Source organism: Thermococcus prieurii (genome assembly GCF_054657655.1).
This window is the reverse complement of record NZ_BAAHYH010000002.1, coordinates 1148285-1169312: the sequence shown is the minus strand read 5'-3', so window position 1 is coordinate 1169312 and position 21028 is coordinate 1148285. Positions and strand designations below refer to the sequence as shown.

Genomic DNA, 21028 nt, shown 5'->3' with positions numbered 1-21028 from the left:
GGGGGGTGGACAACTTAGAGGGACTCGTACATCAGCTTCAACCTGTACGCGTGGGTTAGTTCTTCTCTCGCGAGGTGGAGAAAGAGGTCGCTGAAGGGCTCACCCAGGAGCTTTGCGAGCTTTGAGTACATTTCGTAGGCGTGCTTCTCCCTCAGAACGGCTTCGACCACGAGTTCCTCGAAGCTCTCCGGTTTGACCCTCTCGTCGCTCAGGACGGGTTCTATTGACAGTTCGTCCATGTAGTCGATTATTAGGTTTTCGAGGGTCCCCTCGTTCAGGAGTCCGGCGAGGGTTTCACGGTGTCTGAGTTCCTCCTCCGCTATGAGTGCGAAGGTGTCCTGTAGTTCTGGCCTTTCAAAGAGGGCGAACGTTTCCCCGAGCTTGTAGAGGTTGTAGAGTTCGTTCTCCTGCCAGATTAGCCTCTCTATTAGCTCCCTCGCCTTCATTCCACAACCCTCAGGTAGTCCAAGAGTTCCCTTACGCTCGGCAGGACGAGGTCCGGCTTAACCCCGCTCCGCTCGACCTCCTCCAACGTGCTGACCCCGGTGAGAACCATTATCGCCTTCATGCCGAAGCGCTTCGCGAAGGCAATGTCTGTGTCAAGCCTGTCCCCAACTATCCATACCTCGTCAACGGGCCCGAGCTTTTCCCTCACTACTTCATAGGCCGGTTCGTTGGGCTTTCCGATTATTATGGGCTCCCGGTCGGTTGAGGCCTTCAGCGACGCTATTATCGCCCCCGCCCCTGGATAGAGGCCCTCCTCCGCTGGGTAAGTGGTGTCGGGGTTCGTTCCGATGAAGCTTGCCCCGTTCCTTATCGCCAGCGTCCCGTACTTGAGCTTCTCGTAGGTTAGCTCGGGGTCAAGGCCAACCACAACGTGCTCGATTTCCTTCCATTTCCCTTCCCTGCACTCCTCAAGGCTCACCGTTCCCCAGCCGAGCCTTTCCATCTCCTCGTGGAGGCCCTCTCCCCCGATGACGAAAACCTTCCCCGGTTTAAGGTGCTTTGCCATGTAAAGTCTCGTGGCGAGGCCAGAGGTGACTATTCTCTCCGCCGGAACTTCCATGCCCATCGAGAGGAGCTTTTGCCGGTAGGCCTCTGGTGTTTTCGTTGAGTTGTTGGTGAGAAATACGAAGGGAATTCCCTTTTCCTTCAGGTATTTGATTACTTCCCGCGAGCCTTCTATCGGCCGGTTTCCGCGGTAGAGGACGCCGTCCATGTCGAACACTATTCCAATCATGCTCCCACCGGAGGGAGAAGGTGGGGAAAGTATAAAAGCTCACTGGCTCGCGTCGAGTCTCAGCGTCACGTCTATTCCATCGGTCTGGCACTCGTTGCCCGCCTTCTTCGGCAGTTCCAGGTTCATCTCGACCCTCGCTTTCTCCCCGGGCTTGAGCTTTACCGGCAGGGTTAGTGTCTTTCCGTTGAGGTCGTCGAGGGTTTTGTTCACGAGTACGGACTTCCCGTTCACGCTGATTGTTTTCAGAACCAGCCACTTTCCAAGCTCTCCGACCTTGGGCGTTGAATCGACGTCCTTCTCGGCATTGGACATTTTGACCTCGTAATCCCTTACCGTGAGGGTCAGGGTCAGCCGCCCTATGGCCACGGTGCCCCCGTTCTTCACGTAGAAGCTGACCCTTCTGACGTCGCCGGGGACGAGGTTCTTGAGCTCGAAGAGCTTCAGGCTGTGGTAGAAGCGCTTCCCGTCCCTGCTTATGGTAACACTCAGCTCCCCGCTCGTTATCCTGTTTCCCTTTGAGAGCGCCGAGTCCGTAAAGAGGGAGCGGGAGACGCCCGCGGCGAGGAGCAGACAGAGCAAGGAAACAACTAACAGTGAGCGTTTCATCTTGACTGCCTCCGGTGGTAGTCACTGGGGGTTGGCGCTCATCCCTTATATCCTTTTCGCTCGTTGGTTGTAACTGCTCATTTATGGACGTAGATATTGAGCTTAAGACTCTGTATTGTTCCGTTGACGGCCTTCAGGATGAGTTCCTTTGCCGGTGTTTCGGCGTAGTTTCCGTCCCGCGGCGCCGGCGGAAGGTTTGGCTGGCGGTCCTTGAACAGGAGGAACCAGAGCTGCCACCTGCCCGGCCTGTCTATCCTGAAGGTGTACCTCTTCTCGAACTCGGGCGTCCAGTTGCCCTCGAGCTTCACCGGAACCGGCGGAAGGGTGACGTTGAACCAGCCGGGCATGGGGTACATCTCGTGGATTATCGTCGTGTTCGTCCTGTTGTCCCAGGTCAGGTTCACGAGCCAAATCTGGACGTAGTAGGTGACGTTCCTGTGCTCGTGGTTTACGATTCCTATTATGACTGTTGCGTTCTGTCCGACTGTCAGGTTGGTGGGGTAGTCGCTCGCCTTGCCGTTCGGGCCGAGGATGTAGAACTCCGTGAAAGCTTCTCCGGGCTTCGGATGGGTCACGACGTAGGCCAAGACTCCCACGGAGGTCACGATTGCGATTATCAGAATCACGGTGAGCGCTTTGTCGAGCCTGCTCGCCTTTTCCCACTCGAGCTCCCTCTTGATGTCCTCAAGGGTTATCCATGGAATCCAGGGCTCGATTGCGTTCTTCCTCCTGTAAACCGCCGCGAGGGCGAAGATTACGTTGAAAAGGGTCAGGCTGACGAGGATTGGCTTGAGCCTTATCCCCCAGGGGGTGTAGTTGAGGGCGAGGCCTATGAGGGGGACTATCGCTATGCTGAGACCGAAGCTCAGCGCCAGCCTCTCGAGGTTGTCGAGCTCCTTCCTCTCGGGGAAGAGGGCCGTTACGAAGGCGTAGCCCGGGAAGAAGAGCACGAACGCTAAGCCGAGTGCCTTCCTTGCCAGGCTGTCAGGAAAGGCCGCTATCAGGACGTCCATGAGGATGGAGAGGCCTATGAGTGTCAGCAGGTCCCAGTAGCGCCAGAGTCCCTCAGGTTTTTCCACTCACCTTCCCCCCGAGAGGATTGAGTACACCTTTGCCATGACTATGATGGCGAACACCACAATCAGGAGCTCTATGAGGGGTTTTAAACCCTCCTTCTGCTCCCTGCTCAGGAAGAGGCTTCCCACCTCAACGGTAATCAGGAGGCCTATGAGCGTTAGGGTCAGGAATACGCCCACGCTCGACGTTGCCAGGGCTGAAATCAAAACCCACGCCGACAGGAAGAGGAGCATGAGGTCCTCTACATCCATTCCTCGACTCCCCCGAGCTTCCTGACGGTTGCCTCAATCCCGTAGTCCTTCTCCTCGATGGACTCTACCGCGAGCACCTGACCCGTCCCCTTGGCGAGCGCGAGGAGAACGGAGGCACACACCGGACAGGGGGCCTTCTCGCAGTTCTCCGGTTTGCACCCGATTGTCGGTCGAATCACCACGCGGAATCCCTCGTCCTTTTCCTCTATGTACACCCTGTCCGCGAGTTCGAGGTACCTGAGAACCGAGCCGGCGACGCTCTCAACGGCACCGCTCCCGGCCCCGTCGAGCGGTCCTTCAAAGTGCTCCTCGAACTTCTCGACGAGGGAGTCCCCAAAGGGGCCCAGGAAGAGCCCCATTGCCCTGTCATTGGGAACGTCGGTCAGGAAGACCGTCTTCTCGTCCAGCCTCGCCAGGTCGAGCTCAAACTTCTCGTGGAGCGGCACGAAGAGTCCGCCCCTCGGAAGGTTCTCGTAGGGTGGTATGAAGACGGCGTTGCCCTCGAGGTAGAGGTTGTCGGCGAAGGTCGAGAAAACCTTCCTGTACGGTTCCATGAGGGCGTTAACGCTCTCCCTTTTGACGTACTCGCTCGATTTGAACGTAAGGACAACGAGACCCAAGAAAACGCCGGCTATGCCGAGGTTCGTCAGTTTGACTTCGGCGTTGAGGAAGCCCACGATGCCGATGACCGCGCCGAGGGTTATGAGAAAGGTGCCGATGACGTTTTTTGCCTCCATTTTCCCTCCCAGAGGAGAAACCACTAACCTTATAAAAGGTTTTTCTTGTTAATGAACCTTGATACAAAATGAAAAAGAGAGCCGCATCCTTCTTCCTGCTGGTGCTCCTTGTGCTCTGGACTCCATCGGTTCAGGCCCAGCCCCAGGGTAGGGACGACTCCGGGGCCTACGTCTACTTCGGCGGTCTCCTCAACATGAGCGTTTCCGCGCTCCACTCGGTTCTTGACGGCAACACCTCCCTTGAAGGCGCCATCCGCCTCTGGAACGCCACGAACATTACCTATTCCGCGGTTCTCGTCTACGGCCTTAGGGGCCCAGTGGCCGCCCTTGCCGGTGCCTTCAACGACCTCGGTAGGGGCGTCTACCTAATCTCGCTCGGGGCCGCTGAGTTCACCAACTACACCCGGGCGGGTGACTACGCGGATGCGGGTTCGGCGGTCCTCCTCGTCGAGGAGGGCTACGCCCTGTCAAGACGGGCCCTCATTGTTATTTCCTCCGTGCGGCTCTCAGTGAACGGTTCCGAGAAGACGCTTCCGACCGATTCCCTGAACGATGCCCTGAACCGCGTGGGCTCGCTGATAAGTGAGTACCACTCGATTCTGAGCTCCAGGTGGCATCCGTCGAGCCTCGTCGTTTTCTCCTCCAAGGAGTCCCCCTACGTCTTCGAGAACGTTACCTTCTTCGGCTACGCGCCCAACATGAGCACCGTCAGGCTCTGGGTTGGGGACAGGTCCTTCGCCCTTAAAGTCTCAAACGGGACGTTCTCGATGACCTACGCCTTCAGCGACGTTGGCACTTACGAGGTTTACGCCATCGGCGTGAATTCCACGGGTACCTTCAAGTCCAACGTCCTCAGGATTAGGGTGTCGAGGATTCCGACGAGGATAGTGGCGTCGGAGAAGAGGGAGAGGAAAGCCGTTGTAGTTGGCTACGTCCTCGACGCCTGGGGCAGGGGCGTTCCCAACGCAACGGTCTTCGTGGTTGCTGGAAAGGTCTACAAGGGCCTGACCGGAGCCAACGGAAGTTTTAGGATAACCGTTCACCTGAACTCGACCGTGAACGGGACGGTTGCCTTCTTGGGCAACAGCTTCTACGGTCCCTCAACGCTCGTCCTGCCGCTCGTCCCGGCGAAATCACCCCTACTGATTAAGGTCTCCTCGTCGTTCGACCCGCTCTCGGGCGCTCTCACCCTAAAAGGAACGCTCTCTCCGAAACCTGACTACCCCCTTACCCTGGGGGTATACGTCGATGGTAAGAGGCGCTCAGAGGTTACGGTTAGTGGAGGGAAGTTCGAGGTCCGGCTCAAGCTTAGTAGTGGTGAGCACGAGGTCTACGTCCTCTTTCCGGGTGACGATAACTACCTGCCCGCGAAGTCCAACGTTCTCGACGTTAAGGTTTCGAGCACCAGCTACGCTGCAAGACTGCTCGGTTTAGCGGCCCTCGTCATCGTCGCTTTCATCGTCTACAGGCGTGTGAGGGGTGGGAAGAAGGTCCCCGCTCCGGAGGCAGTCCCAGAGGTTAGGGCCGAGGAAGGGCCCGGTGGCGAGGTTCCAAAGAGCGTCCGCGAGGTTTATCTGACCGTTTACCGGGCCCTCCTGCGCCTCCTTCATCTGCCGCCCTCTGTCACCCCGAGGGAGCTCCTCTCGAGGTTTCAGGGCTCCGGCCTTTACCCGAGGCTCAAGGCCCTGACGGTCCTCCATGAGAGGGAGGTCTACGCGGGGGTCAGGATGAAGGCAAATGTCGTAAAGGGTGCGCTCAAGGCCGCGGCCAACCTGATAGTATCGCTCTTCGTGGGGGAGGAGCTGTGAGAAGGGTCGCCTACGTAATCCTGGTCATCATAGGGATATTCCTTCTCGTCATGCCCCTAAGCGTTCCGAGGTTCAAGAGCGACGCGCCCTACAGCGTCCTGAACACCGGGCCGAAGGGGACGTCGAGCTTCGGCGTTCTCCTCTACCACTCCGGGAAGGTCGTACCCATCCTCTTCCCCTACTCAGGCTCCGACTTCTCCTCAAAGAACGGGACGCTCATCGTGATAGCCCCCGACGTCGGGTTCTCGAAGCGGGAGGTTGACGTGCTGAGGTCGTTCCTCTCCTCCGGCGGAACGCTCCTCCTGGCCGACAACTTCAACGAGGGGAACGCCCTCCTCAAGGCCCTGGGCGTTCCCGACAGGCTCTCCCGCGAGCCTGCAATCAGCGTGACGTACAACTCGAGCTCCGCCTACCCGGTAACGAGAGCCCTCTCCCCGAGCCTCTCGAGGGGCGTTTCATACCTCGTCCTCCACAGGCCGGCTGCGATACTGAACGCCCAGCATCCCCTGGCCTTCACGAGCAACGCCACGCTCTTCAACGGAACCTACGGGGCCGTCCCGATAATCGACGAGATAAAATACGGTAAGGGGATGATAATCCTCGTCTCCGACCCGGACGTTTTCACGAACGCCCTCTTCAGGCAGAACGAGCCCTTCCTCCGCGACCTGGTTTCCTACCTTCCCGGCAAGGTGTTCTACATAGACGAGGCCCACCACAGGGACCTCAACCCGTACTCGTCCGGGACAATCGTCATCCAGCGCGCCGTCAACAGGGGCGACGTCTTCTACTACATGCTCTTCGTGGCCCTGCTGGCCTTCTTCATCGAGTCGGGCCTCGCCTCAAGGCTCCTCTTCGCGGCCCTTGGACTGGCGCTGGGAATTCTCGAAAGGCTCTTTGGAACCGAGGAAGAGGGCCTTGAGGACGTAATCAGGAAACTCGAGGAGAGGGGCTACGACGGGGATAAGTTAAAAAGACTTGTCGAGGAAATCGAAACCGGTTCAAAGTTAGGTGGTGCCCATGGACGGTAAAGAGTTCATCGAGGCCCTGAAGGCCGAGGTTTCGAAGGCCGTCGTTGGAAGGGAGGAAGTGATTGAGCTCCTCACGATAGCCCTCCTTACCGAGGGTCACGTCCTTCTCGAGGGGATTCCAGGGGTCGCCAAGACGACCATAGCCAAGGCCTTTGCCTCGGCCATAGGCCTGAGCTTCTCGAGGATACAGTTCACTCCAGACCTCCTTCCCGCCGACATAATAGGGGTTCGCTACTACGACCAGAAGACCGGCGAGTGGGTAGTCAAGATGGGACCTGTTTTTGCGAACGTCGTGCTCGCCGACGAGATAAACCGAGCCCAGCCGAAGACGCAGAGCGCCCTGCTCGAGGCGATGCAGGAGAGGCAGGTGACGATAGAGGGCAACACCTACGAGCTCCCCCGGCCCTTCCTCGTGATAGCTACCATGAACCCCCTCGAGCAGGAAGGTGTTTACCCCCTCCCAGAGGCCCAGATTGACAGGTTCATGCTCAAGGTTGAGATGGGCTACCCGAGCAAGGAGGAGGAGCTGACGCTCCTGAGGCGGAAGAGCACCGGCGACTTCGGCGACGTTTCCCCCGTTGTTGGTGGAGATGAGCTCTTCTCGCTCATGGAGGCCGTCCGGTCGGTCAGAGTTGGCGACGAGGTCATCGAGTACATCTACGCCCTCATCTCTGCAACAAGGAGCGACGAGAGGCTTCTCTTCGGCGCCTCGCCGAGGGCCGGCGAGCACCTCCTCTACGGTGCAAAAGCCGTTGCGTTCCTTGACGGGAGGGACTACGTGATTCCAGACGACGTTAAGAGGGTTGCCGTACCGACCTTGGCCCACAGACTCGTTCTCCGCGTTGATTACGAGCTCGAAGGCCTCAAGCCCAGGGACGTCATCGAGGACATCCTGAGAAGAACCCCGGTTCCGGTGTAGCGTATGGACAGGGAAGACCTCCTGGTGATGACCGCGTTCCTCCTCATGCTCGAGGGCTACCTTTCGAGCAACGTTCTCCCCGGGTTCCTAGGCTTAGCCGTCCTCCTGTACCTGACCCTCGTCAGGTCCTCGACGGTCTTCTCTCTGGGGGCCTCGCCCCTCCTTCCTGAAGGCCCCCTCGAGGCCGGTAGGGAGTACGAGTTTGGAATTCGGGTTTCGAACGAGGGGAGCGCCGTCGAGCTCAGACCCAGCGTCCTTGGGAGGGGGCTGAGGGTAGACGCCGGTGACCTGTTCCTCGGCCCGGGGGAGGAGGCCGTCCTCCGCGGCCGGCTGAAGCCCCTCGAGAAGGGTGACGTGCTCATCGAGTCCATAACCCTCACCGCCGAGGACGAGAGGGGCCTCTACTTCGAGGAGTTCCCCGTGGCCTCGGAGGTGGTCTTCCGCGTCTACCCGTCGCTGAAGGAGATTGAGGAGGCGGCGCGGGTCGACAGGAACCTCCGGCTGGCCGAGCTCTACAGGGCCGGCCGCTTCTTCGGGAGCGAGGGCCTTGACTTCAAGGATTTGAGGGAGTACCAGCACGGTGACGACTTCAGGAGGATAGACTGGAAGGCAAGCCTCCGCCTCGGCGAGCTCATAGTGAGGGAGTTCCTTAGGGAGGAGAACGTCGACGTCTACATCTTCCTCGACAACACGAGGGAGATGAGGAAGGGTATAAAGCGGGCAAAGGTGGACTACGGCTCGACCCTCGTCCTCCAGCTGGCGTCCGTGCTCCTCGGGAAGTACCGCGTGGGCCTCGTCGTTTACGATGACGTCGGCGCGAGGCTCGTCGAAGCGTCGAGGGGCGCTGGCCAGCTCGAGGCCATCCGGCGAAACCTCGGGATAAAGCGCGAGAGGGGTTTGATGAGCCTGAAGTTCGGCGCATCTTCCCGCCTCGGGGAGAGGGCGAGAGAGTTCGTCTCAAAGGTTCTCCCCCTGAAGAAGGGCAGGCGCGGCTCCTCTGGCCTCGCCGAGGCCTTCTCGCTCCTCAAAAGCCCCTCCTTCGTAATCCTCATCACCGACCTCAACAACCCGAGGGAGGTCTACGGGGCGGTTTCAAAGGCCCTGCGGAAGCACAGGGTCCTCATACTCTCCCCGAACCCGGTCCTCTTCTACTCCGGGAGGCTTGACGAGAGAACCCTCGAGCGGCTTTACAGGGCCTACGAGGAGCGCGAGAGGCTTATAAGGAAGTTCAACGCCCTCGTTCCGACGATAGACCTCGGGCCGAGCGACTACCTCAGGGAGATAGCGAGGGTGGTGTGAGTGATAGGGGTGATAGCGTCGATAGTGGCTTTCTACGCCGCCGGGAGCTACGTGGGCATCCTGTCGGCGGTTCCGTGGTTAATCTCGCTCAAAAACAGGGACGCCGGACTCATAGCCTTCCTCCTCTACGTCCTCTACGCCTCCAACTCCGTAAGCTTCCAGACGGTTTACTCATACGCCTCCCTCGTCAGGGGCTCCGCCGTGGCCCTCGCGACGCTCATCCTCCTCGACGACGTCCTTAGGGTGCGGCACCTCCCGGACAGGAGGGAGCTCGCTTCCCTGCCGTTCCTCCTCCTGGGCGTTCTCTTCCCGGAGTCGGTAATCGTGGGCTCCCTCCTCGCCCTGGCGATAAGGCTGTCGCCCAACGTTTTCGTGCCCGCCGTTCTCTTGGGCTTGGCGGCGGTTTTTGCCCTCTTCAGGCAATCGCTTGATTACGCGGGCTCCGCCCCAACCCAGGTCGCCGTTATGTCGGCCTTTGGTATTTTTATAACGTTTCTGCTCTTCGTCTGGAAAACTTTTAAAAAGAGGGAGTTGTTTAATAGTTAATGGGTCCCAGAAGACAGGGGGATGAGGCAAGGTGAAAACACTGACTCCCGAGGAAGTTACAATCCTCATACCAACGAAGAACGAGGAAGAGGGGATTGGGTGGGTTATTGACGAGTTCAAGAAACTTGGGTACACCAACATTCTGGTTGTGGACGGTCACAGCACCGACAGAACGAGGGAGATTGCCAAAGAGAAGGGGGCGACGGTCATAGTTCAGAGCGGTAAGGGTAAGGGACAGGCGGTCGCGGAGGCCTTCAGTGTTATAGACACACCTGTTGTTGTCATGATTGACGGCGATGGCACCTACGACCCAAAGGACGTTAAAAAGCTCCTTCAGCCCATCGAGAGGGGTATAGCCGAGCACGTTATAGGGAACCGCTTGATTAACTTTGAAAAGGGGGCGTTTACTCGGTTAAACCTGATTGGTAACAAGATTTTCAACGCGCTCTTTAGGACGATTTACGGCGTTGAAGTTCACGATATCCTCAGCGGTTATCGGGCCCTCACAAAGGACCTCTATAAGACTGTGAACCTTAAGAAGCACGGCTTTGAAGTCGAGACCGAGCTGACCGTTGAGACGATAGCCAACGGCTTCAGGATATTCGAGGTTCCGATTAACTATTACAAACGCAAGGGTAGAGCGAACCTTCATCCAATAAAGGACGGCTGGAGAATTGGGAAGACGATACTCGAGCTCCTCACTCGGTATAACCCTGGTAAGTACCTGTATTTCATTGGAACGTTCTTCCTTCTCGTGGGTCTCTTCACTGGGATTTATGTCGTCAAAGATTGGATGCGGGGCATAACCCATTACCTGCTTGCCCCCCTGACGTCCACTTTCGTTATCGTTGGTATCAACCTCATCGTCTTTGGGTTCATCGTCGGTTATATCTTTAAGAGCATCGCGGAGTTGAAGAGGGAGATAAGGACCATAGCATTAGGACAGAATGAAGAGCGGTGACAGTGTATGCATAAAAAACCTTCTATAGCGATAATTGGACTCAGGGGTATTCCATCAAAGTACGGTGGCACTGAAACGTTTGTTGAGGAACTTACCAAGAGGTTGAAGGATAAGTTTCTTTTCTATGTGATGCACGAGGACAGGACTTTTTTTGAAGACGAGTACAATGGGATTGTCCGCGTTCACTCCTTTTCAATTGAGAGCAGGAGCACAAGTATTCCTTCAATCAATGATTTTCTAAATACCGTTTACATGCTTTCCCAACATAAAAAAGATATCTCTACCATGTACTTTTTGGGCCCGGATAGTTCCCTCGCGGCAATTCTCGCTAGGCTTGCAAGAAAGAGGCTCTTAATAAACCCAGATGGAGTTGAGTGGAGGCGTTTGATAAAGAGAAGTCGCTTTGTTCCGTTCTACCTGTTCCCCATTTATATGGCTACAATGCTTTACATGTATCTGATGGAATATCTCTCGTGCAAACTTCCCGATGTTGTGGTTGCAGATTCTGTGGGAATCAAGGAACATCTTGAGAGACGTTACAACCCAAGGAGGGTTGTTTACATTGCCTATGGGGCGAGGGAACTTTTACCTTCCCAGCTGTCCCGAGATGAGGAGATGAAAATACTCGAAAAGTTTGGCCTTGAACCAAACGGCTATTACCTGACTGTTGCCCGTATAGTTGCCGAAAACAACATCCACATGGAAGTCGAGGGCTTCAAGAGGGCGAACTCCGGTAAAAAGCTGGTGGTAGTGGGAAATTTCAATAGAAAGGACCCGTATACCCGACATCTCCTTAAGTTAAAGGGGGATAATGAGGATATACTGTTCCTTGACCCGATTTATGATAGGGAGGTCCTTGGTGTTTTGAGGAAGAACTGCTTTGCCTACATTCACGCCTATGAGGTGGGGGGTACTAATCCTTCTCTACTCGAGCAGATGCTGTTTAAGAGGCCAGTATTAGCGTATGACGTGCCGTTTAACAGAGAGGTTCTCCAAGAGGGGGGGATTTATTTCAAGGATGCTGAGGACTTGGCGAGGAAAATGAAGATGCTTGAGGGTGGCTACTACGACTTAAAGCTTATAAAGAAGACCCAGATTAAAAGAATACGGAGACAGTACAACTGGGACAAGGTCGCGAGGGAGTATGAGAGGGTGTTTAGGAGTTTAATATGATCGAGGGGGCAGAAATGACGCTAGTAGGCTCTATAATGGAGAGAACAATTAAAAGGAACATAAGGGTGTACAAAACAGTTCGTAGAGTCTATGATGTAATTAAATTTAGAGGATATAATTCAAAGAACAAGGAATATTTTGAAAAAAGAATCACAAAGCTGAGGCCTATTGCAGAAAAGTTCTTGGATCTCTCAGCTAGACCAGATAAGAATGTTATTCTTATAACAGTTGATTGTTTGAGGAATGACCACGTGTCCTATAATGGATACTATAGAGAGACTACTCCCTTTTTGGATTCCGTGAAGGGCTATAAAGCATCACTAATTGCGGCTTCGCCTTGGACGTATCCAGCTGTTGCATCTCTCCTTACTGGGTTTTATCCTCATAATCACGGGGCAGTCCTAGATGATAGGGACCGAAAGTTTGATTTGTCTAAGTTAAAACCATTAAAAAGCAACATTTTGACATTGAGTGAAATCTTGGCACTATTTGGATATGCAACTTACTTTAATTCGGGGATTGATCTTGCAATGCTCTCCGTGAGAAGAAGGTTTCATGAACAAAAGCTTAATTCTTTAACAGATTCAGAGGCTATTTTAAATGATCTGGAGGGTTGGATAACTAAACAAAAAGCACCTTTTTTTGTCCATATACATCTAAAAGACCCCCATGAACCGTTAAGCCCGCCGAGGGAATTTTATAACTACTTCGGAATTGTCAAGAAACTGCCAAAAATAGAATACTGGGGAGATTTCCAAAAACCAGAAAACCAAAAGGGAAGAGAATTTGAAGAGTTTAGAGAAAACAAGATTCTGCTGTATGATAACACTCTAAGATATGTGGATTATACATTAGAACAATTCTATGCATTTCTTGAAGACAGAGGATTAATGGATAACACAATCTTAATAATCACGGCAGATCACGGCGAAGAGTTTTGGGATCATGCGGAGTTGGAGGCTAAATATTTCTACGATGTACGCGGCTATGCGGGAATAGGACATGGTCACACTGTGTTTAATGAGCTTATTCAAGTTCCACTAATAATGACAGGCCCTGACGTCCCTAGGAAAGAAGAGAAAGACAAGTTTGTTAGTGGGGTAGATATTGCGCCAACATTGTTGGATTTACTTGACATCCAGCACAACATACTTTTTGATGGTATGAATATGTTTAAAGCTCCCAAAAAGAGACTTATTCTAAGTGAAAACACAATACATGGGCGTGAGAAGAAAGCATTGATTTATGGAAAGCTTAAGTTTATTTATTCCAAAGACGATGACATTGCTTGGATATTCAATCTTAAAAACGATCCAAAGGAACAAAATCCAATTTTGGACGATGAACTGTCAGTGATATTTATGGAGAAGCTTTCCAAGGTTACATTAGAAAAGCCAGTATTTTGGAGGGTCTTAACGTGAGGGATTTGGTTATTATCAATATAATACCCTCTGGCATTGGAGGAATACAGACGTATGGAAAAACGTTAGAAAAAAAGTTGACTGAAGAGGGCATCATTGTTGAAAGGGTTGAAGCGTATAAAGTAGATAGAACCAAGAATTTAGTGAGTGAAATCTCAAAAAAAGTTGCGAGTTTTATTATAAACTTTATAGAACTCTCTAAGATTATAAGAAATCACAAGAACAGAAAAGAGAATATTATTATTCATGCTCATGTCGGAAAAGACATTAGTTTCTGGGAAAACGGTGCTTATGGTCTCTGGGCCAAAATACTGGGAGTACCGTTTATTTTCCACGTTCATTCAAGTTTACTTCATGTAGAGTATAAACAAAGCAACAGTATTGTGAAAGGAATTAGGAGATATATATTAGCTAAAACCTCCCGGATAATTGCGCTATCGGAGTACTGGAAGAGACAGCTTTTACGGATAGAGGGGCTTCACAGTGAAAAAATAACTGTTATCTACAACTTTGTAGATGTAGAAAAGTTTAGAGGATACAGCAAAACCGAATGCAGAAGGCGTTTAAAATTACCGCTAGACTTGAAAATATTGGTTAGTATAGGACGTCTAGAGAAAGAAAAGGGTCACAGGTACTTAATCGATGCTATTAATATTATCCTCCAAACTAGAAAAGACCTTTTGTGCATTGTAATTGGAGATGGGACATTAAAAAGAAATCTTGAAGAGGATATTAGAAAATTAGGCCTAAATGGCTATGTTAAATTTATTGGCTCAAAATCTCCAGACGAAATTCCCCTTTGGTTAAATGCCGCTGATATTTTTGTAATGCCTAGCATTAGAGAGACTTTTCCAATAGCCATGTTGGAAGCACTAGCGGCTGGAACACCATTTGTAGGGAGTGCAATTGGAGCAGTGCCTGAAGTTATTGTTTCCGAAGAGTTTGGGTTATTAGTAGAACCAGCAGACCCTAAAGACTTGGCAGAAAAAATTTTAATTGCATTGGAAAAAGAATGGAATAAGAAAAAGATAAGGAAGTATGGAGAAAAATTTACTTGGGAAAAGATAGCAAATAAAATTCTAAACATCTATAAGGAGGTTCTTCCGCATGGAGAGAATTAGAAAGTTACAATTTTCTACAATACTATTCTTTTTTCTAAATATATTATCATCTTTGGTGTATTACTTTAGGGTCAACCCGTATGTTAGGCCCGAAATGTATTTCTACCTGCTTGCTCTCGCGGTGGCAGTTATATCATATCAGATATTGGGTTTGGGTACTCACAAAGCCTTATTTAAGGTTTTAATTTTTTTTGAAATATTCCTAATAGCATTTTCTTTTACTACAACACAGCAAGCATTATACAGAACAGTTTTAGGTAGAGACCCTTGGACTCATGAAGCACTAGTCTCCCAGATCTTGAAGAACACTCATATTCCTCACTATGAAAATATAAAAACCCCCTATGTCTGGATGCCGAACTTTCATCTACTTATAATAAGTTCTATGTTAATTGGGAATATAAGTTATAAATGGGCGTCTTTCTTCTCCGTTGGAATGATTACTTTAGTCATAGAACTGATGGTTGTGTATAAGCTTGGAAAGCATATTTTTAAAGATGACACAATAGCTATTTTTGCAAGCTTGTTTTTGGCTGTTTCAGATAACGTTCTTAATATGGTTGGCAAGAATATAATACCCAACTCTATTGGAGTAGCGGTAGCTTTATTGGTATTCTATCTTCTCTTAAGAAGTGAGTTGAAAAATAAGCACAAGGTACTTCTAGTGAGTCTTGTTGTCAGTTTATCATTATTGCACACAATAAGTTATTCATTCATGATAATTCAGACAGCTTTAATCCTCCTCATATCAAGAGTCTATGGATTTCATCTCCAAAGAAAGAATACTATAGTTTACCTATTTTCAATGATGTTGATTGTTGCAATTTCTGTTTGGGGTCTTATCTCGGGATTCTACTTAAGAGTATTTATAATCCTAGTTGAAAGCCTATTGAAAGGAATTAATATAACAAGATATACATCATCTTTAATAATCCCATTTAAGTTTGTTCTCTTAGGAAGACTCGGAATGATTTTATATTTTGGCATTTCAGGAATTGGCATACTACGTTACCTTTACTCAGAAACTCATAGAAAGACTCATAGAAAGCAATTAAACCTAACACATTTAGCAGTATCCGCTAACAGCATGTTTTTTGTTGGTTTTGGAGCACTTGCATTTTTAATATGGCCATGGATTGCTTCGAGGTTCTGGTACTATGGAGAAGTTCTTGGAAGCTTTTTTGTAGCATACCTATTATTTGGTATTTATAACTCAAGAGACAGGAAGTCTATAAAAAAAGTATTGGTCATTGGGGTAATACTAATAATTTCATGGCTTATGTTCGTTGCATCAATTTCAAATGATGACAATCCTTTAATCAAAGTTTATTCAACGAGGACAGGATGGTACGATTCAGAACTTCAGGCAGGATTATTCATCCTTACTCATCAAGATAACATACCGATAGCCTCTGACTGGGATTATATAATGAATTTAAATAACTTAGAATGGATGAAATTAAAGAGGCTTCCTCCCCATCCTCCAAAATATGGTGATATAGGCTGGATAATTCAGGCAGAATTCCCCCAGAGATTTAGCGATTTGTTTAATTCAGATACAGATAATTATATGTTTATACTAAGGGTTAATTTAGTTAGAGATTATATGTTCTGGCTAGGGCCAAGATGGGAGTTAAGAATGAACCCTCCTCTTGGAAAGGGTGTATATAAACTGCTTAGTAATGTAAACTCAAAAAAAGATATTTGTTACAATTCTGGAACAGTTATTATATGGTGGATTTAAACAAAGCATACGTACAGCAGGATGAGCGTTACTATATATGCCCCTATTACCCCCCATCCCACTCCATCAATCCCAAATCTTGGCATCAGCAGGTAACTAAGTCCCAAAAACAGTGTAGATTTTAGGACGTTAATTACAACTACCTCTCTGACTCTACCCTGCAAGTTTAGGACAGTTATGGAGAAGTTCACGGGAACAACGAAGAATCCCGAAAAAGTTACTATTTTTAAAAGCCCCCGGCCATTAACATATCCTTCTCCAAAGAATCCTAGAACAAATTCTCCAAGGAGCCAAATCCCAATATTTGCGACAACAAGGTAAAGGTATGTTAAAACTATTGCCTTCTTCAGTGTCGCCTTCATATCCTTTAGCCCATGGCTCCCCTCAACAAAGAAAGAGGTGTTTATGGCATTGGGCACGAGGAGAATCATGCTCCCTATTGTAAATGCGATGTAATAATAAGCCGCTTCTTCTTTACCAAGCATCGTCAAAACAATTGTCGGCATAATGTAATTTGGTGCAACGTTGGCAATGTTCGCTATGTAGTTCCCAAGAGAAAACCTGAACGCATCTTTGAGAAAGTTTTTATCAGGCTTAACAACTATGCCGTCAACAAAGATAAGAGCATAAACAAGCCCAAGGAGAAGACCTAGCCCGAAGGAACTCACTATACCCATGATCCCAAAAGAAACCAGAAGGAATAGGAATACAAATCTTCCGGAGAATAAAATGCTCTGAATGAAGCTGTGGTGAGCTTGTCTCTTAGCTATTGCGTAAATTGAAAAGATATTATAGAGTGTTCCAACGATGGAGAAAGCTACAAAAATCGCGAAGAACTTCTTTGTAACTGTTGCCCCGAAGGATTCTGAGTGCAACATGAAAAGGCCGTAAAATACTGAAAAAAACAACGCTGAAATAGAAGTTAGGGGGATTGCACTCCCTATTGTTTTTTCCTTATACTTCGGATAGAACTTTATTATTGCAAAGTTCATTCCCATCATAGAGAGGGTAAAAACAAGGTTTATGGCAGAAACTATGGCGGAGGCAACGCCAACGTCATCAGCACGGTACAGTCGGGCCGCAACAGTCCAGAACAGAAAGCCTGCGACTGCTGTTGCTAATGAGGCTAATGAGATGTAGACGGAATTCCTGTAAAGGGGAGTCTTGAGGTTTTTGAGTTTATTTTTAATCAACTGCAACACTGCCATATCCTCTCCCCTGAACTGAACCTTTTATCAGGAGGATCTCGTTTCGATTGTGCATTTTTCAATTTTAAAAGATATCCCTTTTTAGATTTCCCTAGTTGCAGCGTTCAAATGCGCTTATCGTGTTTCACACGAGCATCCACTACCTCTCATCGTCAAAAAGCTGGGAGATGCTCCAGCACCGGCGAAGAGGATAGCCGTCCAAATTATACTGTTCACGGCAACAATCGCTAGTGCTGTTGAAGCTAGATCTCTGACCCTTGAAGTTCTTTTTTTCTGTAAAATGCAACCTCCCGAGGTAAGGCACTCTGAAGGCCGAGGGTCGCGACGACGAGGGCGATGCTCAGAACGGTTAAGGCGAGGTTGAAGACGCCGTAGTCCGACGTCGAGAAGTGCCTCGCTATTATCGCCCTGCTGACGAACTGCAGGAGCATCGAGATTACGGTGCCCACGAAGACGATTCCGGTTCCCCTAGCGATTTTCTGGAGCGCCTGGCTTGCCTCGCTCATGGGGGTCACCTTTTTGCATCATTTGGACCATAGCTTGTTATAACAAACAATGTTCCTCACTAAAGAGTTCTTCTATCCTGAAGCGCAGGCTTTCAATGAGCTCCTCCCAGTTCGGACGCAGTGTCTTGGGGATAAAGTGGTTGGTTGAATTGCCAATCTGACGGGCATTTTTCTTTGCTTCACGTAACTTACCGGTTAACCCATTCCAAAAATCACCCTCGATGTGATAGAACCTTAGGGTGAGCCCCAAGGCTTTCAGGAATTTGTCGATATCAAACCCCATGTTAAGAGCATGGAAAAGGTCGTAGATGTCCTTGCCTTCCATGCGGTTGTACAAAGCCACCATCTTTTTTGCAAGCAGGTCCTCCAAGGAGTAAACCCTGAACATCGTGGGATGGCTATCAATGAATGGCGACTTCACCAACGCAACCTCTGCTTCAATGTATGGTGGCCTGCTGAGATAAAACTCCACCTTCACTCTGTCCCTGTTCCCAAGCGTGTTGGTATAGTAACAGTCAAAGCGAAACGTTCTGTGCAGAACCCTTGGCCCCTTCACGTTGAAGTCCTTTATTTTCTTCATTCCGTTAATTATTTCCTCGGCAGATACCTCAACGTTACCGTTGAAGTAGTCGATATCGATGTCCTCCGAAAATCTTGCCGCTCCAATCTTGGCTAAATAAACCCTGTTGAGTGCAGTCCCACCTTTTAGGATTGCTTTCTCACCAAAAACCTCCCACAGCTGGCTTAAGAGAAGTGAAATCTTTTCCTCCTTGTCCACATAGTTTAGACCCAGCCCGGTCTTGGCGGCCGTGTATCTCAGCATTCTCTCATCCATACACCCACCCCAGTATTCTTTCCTTTCCGAGGTTATCAATCAGCTTCCATTCTCTGATGCCTTTTCCTTTAGAGGGAAGCGTTGGAACGAGCTTGGTCCATGCCCCCACTCTGCTCTTTAGGCATTCAATAACCTCCCCCGGAACGTCAACACCGATATCTTTCACGAGCTGCAAGACATAGCCAGTTCTCTGACAGAGGGAATTGCTCGCAAAGCGCTTGAAGTAGCCCAAGAACTCGTTCCAGTCTATTTTCCCAGCCTCGTAGAGTGCTTTTGTTACCTCAGAATAGCCCCCACAGTAGCTCGGTTTGTAAAAGCAGTCAAAGAAAGTTTTAGCCAGGGTGGATGTGTAGATTCCATTTCTAAGGACCATTCCTACCGCTTTTTCACCCAATGCAATGGCTTTTATGGTGTACTCCCCGATTTCTTTTTCACCTGACTTCCCTGGTGTGGCTACAAATATAGTGAACGGTTCGTACTCAATAAGACCATAGAGCCTCAGGGCCGAGGAGAATGCAACGTAGCCCGGGAAGAGCATAAGCGCTATTTGATACGGATTTTTTATTAGAGGCTTTCCGGGTTCTTCATTTACAAGGTAGAGGCCCCTTTTAAGCCTGTAAAGGTGGCCCTTTCTTACAAGACTTGAGAGCACCTTTTTAATCATGTCATTGCTTAGCCTTGGGAACAAGTCCTTTATCTCTTGCGCACTCAATATCTCCGTGCTCCTGAGAATGCTCATTACTTCCTGCTCAGTTCTTGAAAGGTAGTAATTTTTCATCATATGGTGACCGTTTTGGTCACTAGCCTAATAAACTTTTCGGCCCAGATACTCCCTCAGCCCCTCCCTCCAGTCCGGCATCCTCAGGCCGAGCTCGTGAAGCTTTCTGTTCTCCAGCGCCGAGAACCTCGGCCTCCTCGCGAGCCTGTCCAGCTCGTCGGAGCTTATCGGCTCGACATCAACGTCCCAGCCGAGAATTTCAAATATCGCTTTAGTGAACTCGTACCAGGAACAGTGTCCTTCGTTCACCATGTGGTAGACCCCGTACTCCGGCTCAATCTTCAGGAGCTCGGTGAGGGTTCTGGCAACGTCGAGGGTGTGGGTCGGGCTCATAACCTGGTCCCTCACTATCCTGAGCCTCTCCCCGCGCTTCGCCCTCTCGATGACCCAGTTCACGAAGTTGCCCCCTTTTCCGCTCGCGCCGGCCTTTCCGTAGAGGCTCGCGACACGGATGATGTAGTGCCTCCTCGAATAGTTCCGTGTGAAGACCTCGCCCGCGAGCTTGCTCGCCCCGTAGACGTTTATCGGGTTTGGAATGTCGTCCTCGGTGTACAGCTCTCCTTTCTCTCCGTCGAAGACGTAGTCCGTGCTGATGTAAACGTTCACCGCTCCAACTTCCTCCGCAGCCCTCGCTACGTTGAGTGCTCCAATCGCGTTCACCGAGAAGGCCTTCTCCGGGTAACGCTCGGCGTCGTCGACGCGGACGTAGGCGGCCGTGTTGATTATGACGTCGGGCCTGACCTCCTTCAGAATCTCCAGGCTCTCGGGAACAGTCACGTCGAGGTCCCCGTGGGTCAGCGGAACGACATCAAATCCTTTCTCCCCAAAAACCTCAACCAAATCCGTCCCGAGCTGGCCGTTTGCCCCTATGATTGCGACCCTCATGGGGAACCACCTTTTCTGATCGCCTCATGAAAGTAGTCCAGGATAACATTGCTGTCAATGAAAAACCTAAACCCCCCACTCGTCATAGATATCAGCCTCAATCTTATCGATGCTTTTCTTTTTCCCTTTTAGAATCCCGGAGGTGTCTTTGAAGTCCTTGGTGGAGATTTTTCGCACTATGAGCTTGGCCTCCCTCTCTAGGAGCGACTTAACGAACTCCTCCATGCCGTCGGGAACGTTGAGAGTAATCACAACTTTGCCCACCTTATCACCTCAATTTTTGTCTGGGTAACGGGGGCTAAAAAGATTTGTGAGAACAACCTCAGAACACCCAGCCCCTCTCTATGGCCTCCCTCAGCGTCGGCAACTTCCTGTCCTTCTCCGAGACTATCGGCTCGTCCACCGGCCAGTCTATGCCCAGCTCGGGGTCGTTCCAGATTATTCCCCCCTCGTAGTTGGGGGCGTAAACGTTGTCCACCTTGTATACCACGTCGGCAACCTCGCTGAGGACGACGAAGCCGTGGGCGAAGCCCCTGGGAATGTAGAGTTGCCATTTGTTGTGCTCCGAGAGGATGACTCCGACCCACTTTCCGAACGTCGGCGAGTCCTTCCTCAGGTCAACAGCAACGTCGTAGATAACCCCCCTGACAACGCGGACAATCTTCGCCTGGGCGTAGGGCTCTCGCTGGAAGTGCAGACCGCGGAGCACGCCGTACCGGGAGCGGGAGTGATTGTCTTGGACGAACTCCCCTTTTATTCCAGCGCTCTCGAAGTCGGGCTTCTTGTAGGTCTCCATAAAGAAGCCCCTCTCGTCGCCGAAGACCTTCGGCTTGATGAGTACAACGTCCGGAATCTCAAGCCTCTCGAACTCGAAGGGCATGTTAA

General features: G+C 50.5%; 23 protein-coding genes. 10 read left to right on the top strand and 13 right to left on the bottom strand.

Translation table 11 applies throughout. The features are described from left to right. Positions 1 to 14: 14 nt before the first annotated feature. The 6 genes from ACYQ04_RS09755 to ACYQ04_RS09730 all read right to left on the bottom strand — a co-directional run bounded on the left by ACYQ04_RS09755 (position 15) and on the right by ACYQ04_RS09730 (position 3911). A complete protein-coding gene (locus ACYQ04_RS09755) occupies positions 15 to 446 on the bottom strand; it encodes a ferritin family protein (protein WP_460129163.1) in 432 nt (143 codons plus the stop codon). Further along, positions 443 to 1240, bottom strand: coding sequence for a 2-phosphoglycolate phosphatase (locus ACYQ04_RS09750; protein ID WP_460129161.1), 798 nt, complete (start codon positions 1238 to 1240; stop codon positions 443 to 445). Before ACYQ04_RS09750 ends, ACYQ04_RS09755 begins: the two co-directional genes overlap by 4 nt. Positions 1241 to 1279: 39 nt before the next feature. Next, positions 1280 to 1846 carry a TasA family protein gene (locus tag ACYQ04_RS09745; RefSeq protein WP_460129159.1) on the bottom strand — a complete coding sequence of 189 codons (567 nt, stop codon included), beginning with the start codon at positions 1844 to 1846 and terminating at the stop codon, positions 1280 to 1282. Positions 1847 to 1923: 77 nt separating this feature from the next. After that, positions 1924 to 2859 carry a DUF1616 domain-containing protein gene (locus tag ACYQ04_RS09740; RefSeq protein WP_460130149.1) on the bottom strand — a complete coding sequence of 312 codons (936 nt, stop codon included), beginning with the start codon at positions 2857 to 2859 and terminating at the stop codon, positions 1924 to 1926. Between the two features lie 66 nt (positions 2860 to 2925). Then, positions 2926 to 3174 (bottom strand): DUF8044 family membrane protein, encoded by a 249-nt coding sequence (locus tag ACYQ04_RS09735; RefSeq protein ID WP_460129157.1) that lies wholly within the window; start codon positions 3172 to 3174, stop codon positions 2926 to 2928. Further along, complete coding sequence (locus tag ACYQ04_RS09730) at positions 3165 to 3911, bottom strand: DUF7982 domain-containing protein (protein WP_460129156.1); 747 nt, start codon at positions 3909 to 3911, stop codon at positions 3165 to 3167. Before ACYQ04_RS09730 ends, ACYQ04_RS09735 begins: the two co-directional genes overlap by 10 nt. Positions 3912 to 3979: 68 nt before the next feature. Here ACYQ04_RS09730 and ACYQ04_RS09725 point away from each other — a divergent pair, with 68 nt between their 5' ends. The 10 genes from ACYQ04_RS09725 to ACYQ04_RS09680 are packed head-to-tail and all read left to right on the top strand — an operon-like array spanning position 3980 to position 15931. Then, positions 3980 to 5719, top strand: coding sequence for a carboxypeptidase-like regulatory domain-containing protein (locus ACYQ04_RS09725; RefSeq protein WP_460129154.1), 1740 nt, complete (start codon positions 3980 to 3982; stop codon positions 5717 to 5719). Next, on the top strand, positions 5716 to 6747 hold the full coding sequence (locus ACYQ04_RS09720; protein ID WP_460129153.1) for a DUF4350 domain-containing protein: 1032 nt from the start codon (positions 5716 to 5718) through the stop codon (positions 6745 to 6747). Before ACYQ04_RS09725 ends, ACYQ04_RS09720 begins: the two co-directional genes overlap by 4 nt. Next, the gene (locus ACYQ04_RS09715) at positions 6737 to 7666 is read left to right on the top strand and encodes an AAA family ATPase (protein ID WP_460129150.1); all 930 of its coding nucleotides are present in this window, start codon (positions 6737 to 6739) and stop codon (positions 7664 to 7666) included. The genes ACYQ04_RS09720 and ACYQ04_RS09715 overlap by 11 nt, the downstream gene beginning before the upstream one ends. A gap of 3 nt (positions 7667 to 7669) precedes the next feature. After that, positions 7670 to 8965: a DUF58 domain-containing protein gene (locus ACYQ04_RS09710; RefSeq protein WP_460129149.1), complete on the top strand. Its 1296-nt coding sequence runs from the start codon at positions 7670 to 7672 to the stop codon at positions 8963 to 8965. Continuing rightward, positions 8966 to 9511, top strand: a complete 546-nt coding sequence (locus tag ACYQ04_RS09705) for a hypothetical protein (RefSeq protein WP_460129147.1) — start codon at positions 8966 to 8968, stop codon at positions 9509 to 9511. 31 nt (positions 9512 to 9542) lie between these two features. Next, the gene (aglJ, locus tag ACYQ04_RS09700) at positions 9543 to 10472 is read left to right on the top strand and encodes an S-layer glycoprotein N-glycosyltransferase AglJ (protein WP_460129146.1); all 930 of its coding nucleotides are present in this window, start codon (positions 9543 to 9545) and stop codon (positions 10470 to 10472) included. Between the two features lie 6 nt (positions 10473 to 10478). Next, positions 10479 to 11645 (top strand): DUF1972 domain-containing protein, encoded by a 1167-nt coding sequence (locus ACYQ04_RS09695; RefSeq protein ID WP_460129144.1) that lies wholly within the window; start codon positions 10479 to 10481, stop codon positions 11643 to 11645. Next, complete coding sequence (locus tag ACYQ04_RS09690; protein WP_460129142.1) at positions 11642 to 13066, top strand: sulfatase; 1425 nt, start codon at positions 11642 to 11644, stop codon at positions 13064 to 13066. Before ACYQ04_RS09695 ends, ACYQ04_RS09690 begins: the two co-directional genes overlap by 4 nt. After that, complete coding sequence (locus tag ACYQ04_RS09685) at positions 13063 to 14187, top strand: glycosyltransferase family 4 protein (RefSeq protein WP_460129140.1); 1125 nt, start codon at positions 13063 to 13065, stop codon at positions 14185 to 14187. Before ACYQ04_RS09690 ends, ACYQ04_RS09685 begins: the two co-directional genes overlap by 4 nt. Continuing rightward, the gene (locus tag ACYQ04_RS09680; protein WP_460129138.1) at positions 14174 to 15931 is read left to right on the top strand and encodes a glycosyltransferase family 39 protein; all 1758 of its coding nucleotides are present in this window, start codon (positions 14174 to 14176) and stop codon (positions 15929 to 15931) included. The genes ACYQ04_RS09685 and ACYQ04_RS09680 overlap by 14 nt, the downstream gene beginning before the upstream one ends. On the opposite strand, the gene ACYQ04_RS09675 is transcribed toward ACYQ04_RS09680, so the two are convergent. The 7 genes from ACYQ04_RS09675 to rfbC form a co-directional block, all read right to left on the bottom strand. Further along, positions 15928 to 17139 carry a lipopolysaccharide biosynthesis protein gene (locus ACYQ04_RS09675; protein WP_460129136.1) on the bottom strand — a complete coding sequence of 404 codons (1212 nt, stop codon included), beginning with the start codon at positions 17137 to 17139 and terminating at the stop codon, positions 15928 to 15930. The genes ACYQ04_RS09680 and ACYQ04_RS09675 overlap by 4 nt on opposite strands. A gap of 242 nt (positions 17140 to 17381) precedes the next feature. Further along, complete coding sequence (locus ACYQ04_RS09670) at positions 17382 to 17645, bottom strand: oligosaccharide flippase family protein (protein ID WP_460129135.1); 264 nt, start codon at positions 17643 to 17645, stop codon at positions 17382 to 17384. Positions 17646 to 17682: 37 nt separating this feature from the next. Further along, the gene (locus ACYQ04_RS09665) at positions 17683 to 18480 is read right to left on the bottom strand and encodes a nucleotidyl transferase AbiEii/AbiGii toxin family protein (RefSeq protein WP_460129133.1); all 798 of its coding nucleotides are present in this window, start codon (positions 18478 to 18480) and stop codon (positions 17683 to 17685) included. Then, entirely contained in the window at positions 18473 to 19258 is a 786-nt protein-coding gene (locus ACYQ04_RS09660) for a type IV toxin-antitoxin system AbiEi family antitoxin domain-containing protein (protein WP_460129131.1), read from the bottom strand. Before ACYQ04_RS09660 ends, ACYQ04_RS09665 begins: the two co-directional genes overlap by 8 nt. 27 nt (positions 19259 to 19285) lie before the next feature. After that, positions 19286 to 20143: a dTDP-4-dehydrorhamnose reductase gene (rfbD, locus tag ACYQ04_RS09655; RefSeq protein WP_460129129.1), complete on the bottom strand. Its 858-nt coding sequence runs from the start codon at positions 20141 to 20143 to the stop codon at positions 19286 to 19288. A 66-nt stretch (positions 20144 to 20209) separates the two neighbouring features. Beyond that, positions 20210 to 20407: a hypothetical protein gene (locus tag ACYQ04_RS09650; RefSeq protein WP_460129127.1), complete on the bottom strand. Its 198-nt coding sequence runs from the start codon at positions 20405 to 20407 to the stop codon at positions 20210 to 20212. A gap of 58 nt (positions 20408 to 20465) precedes the next feature. Then, complete coding sequence (gene rfbC / locus ACYQ04_RS09645) at positions 20466 to 21023, bottom strand: dTDP-4-dehydrorhamnose 3,5-epimerase (RefSeq protein WP_460129126.1); 558 nt, start codon at positions 21021 to 21023, stop codon at positions 20466 to 20468. Between the last annotated feature and the right edge of the window lie 5 nt (positions 21024 to 21028).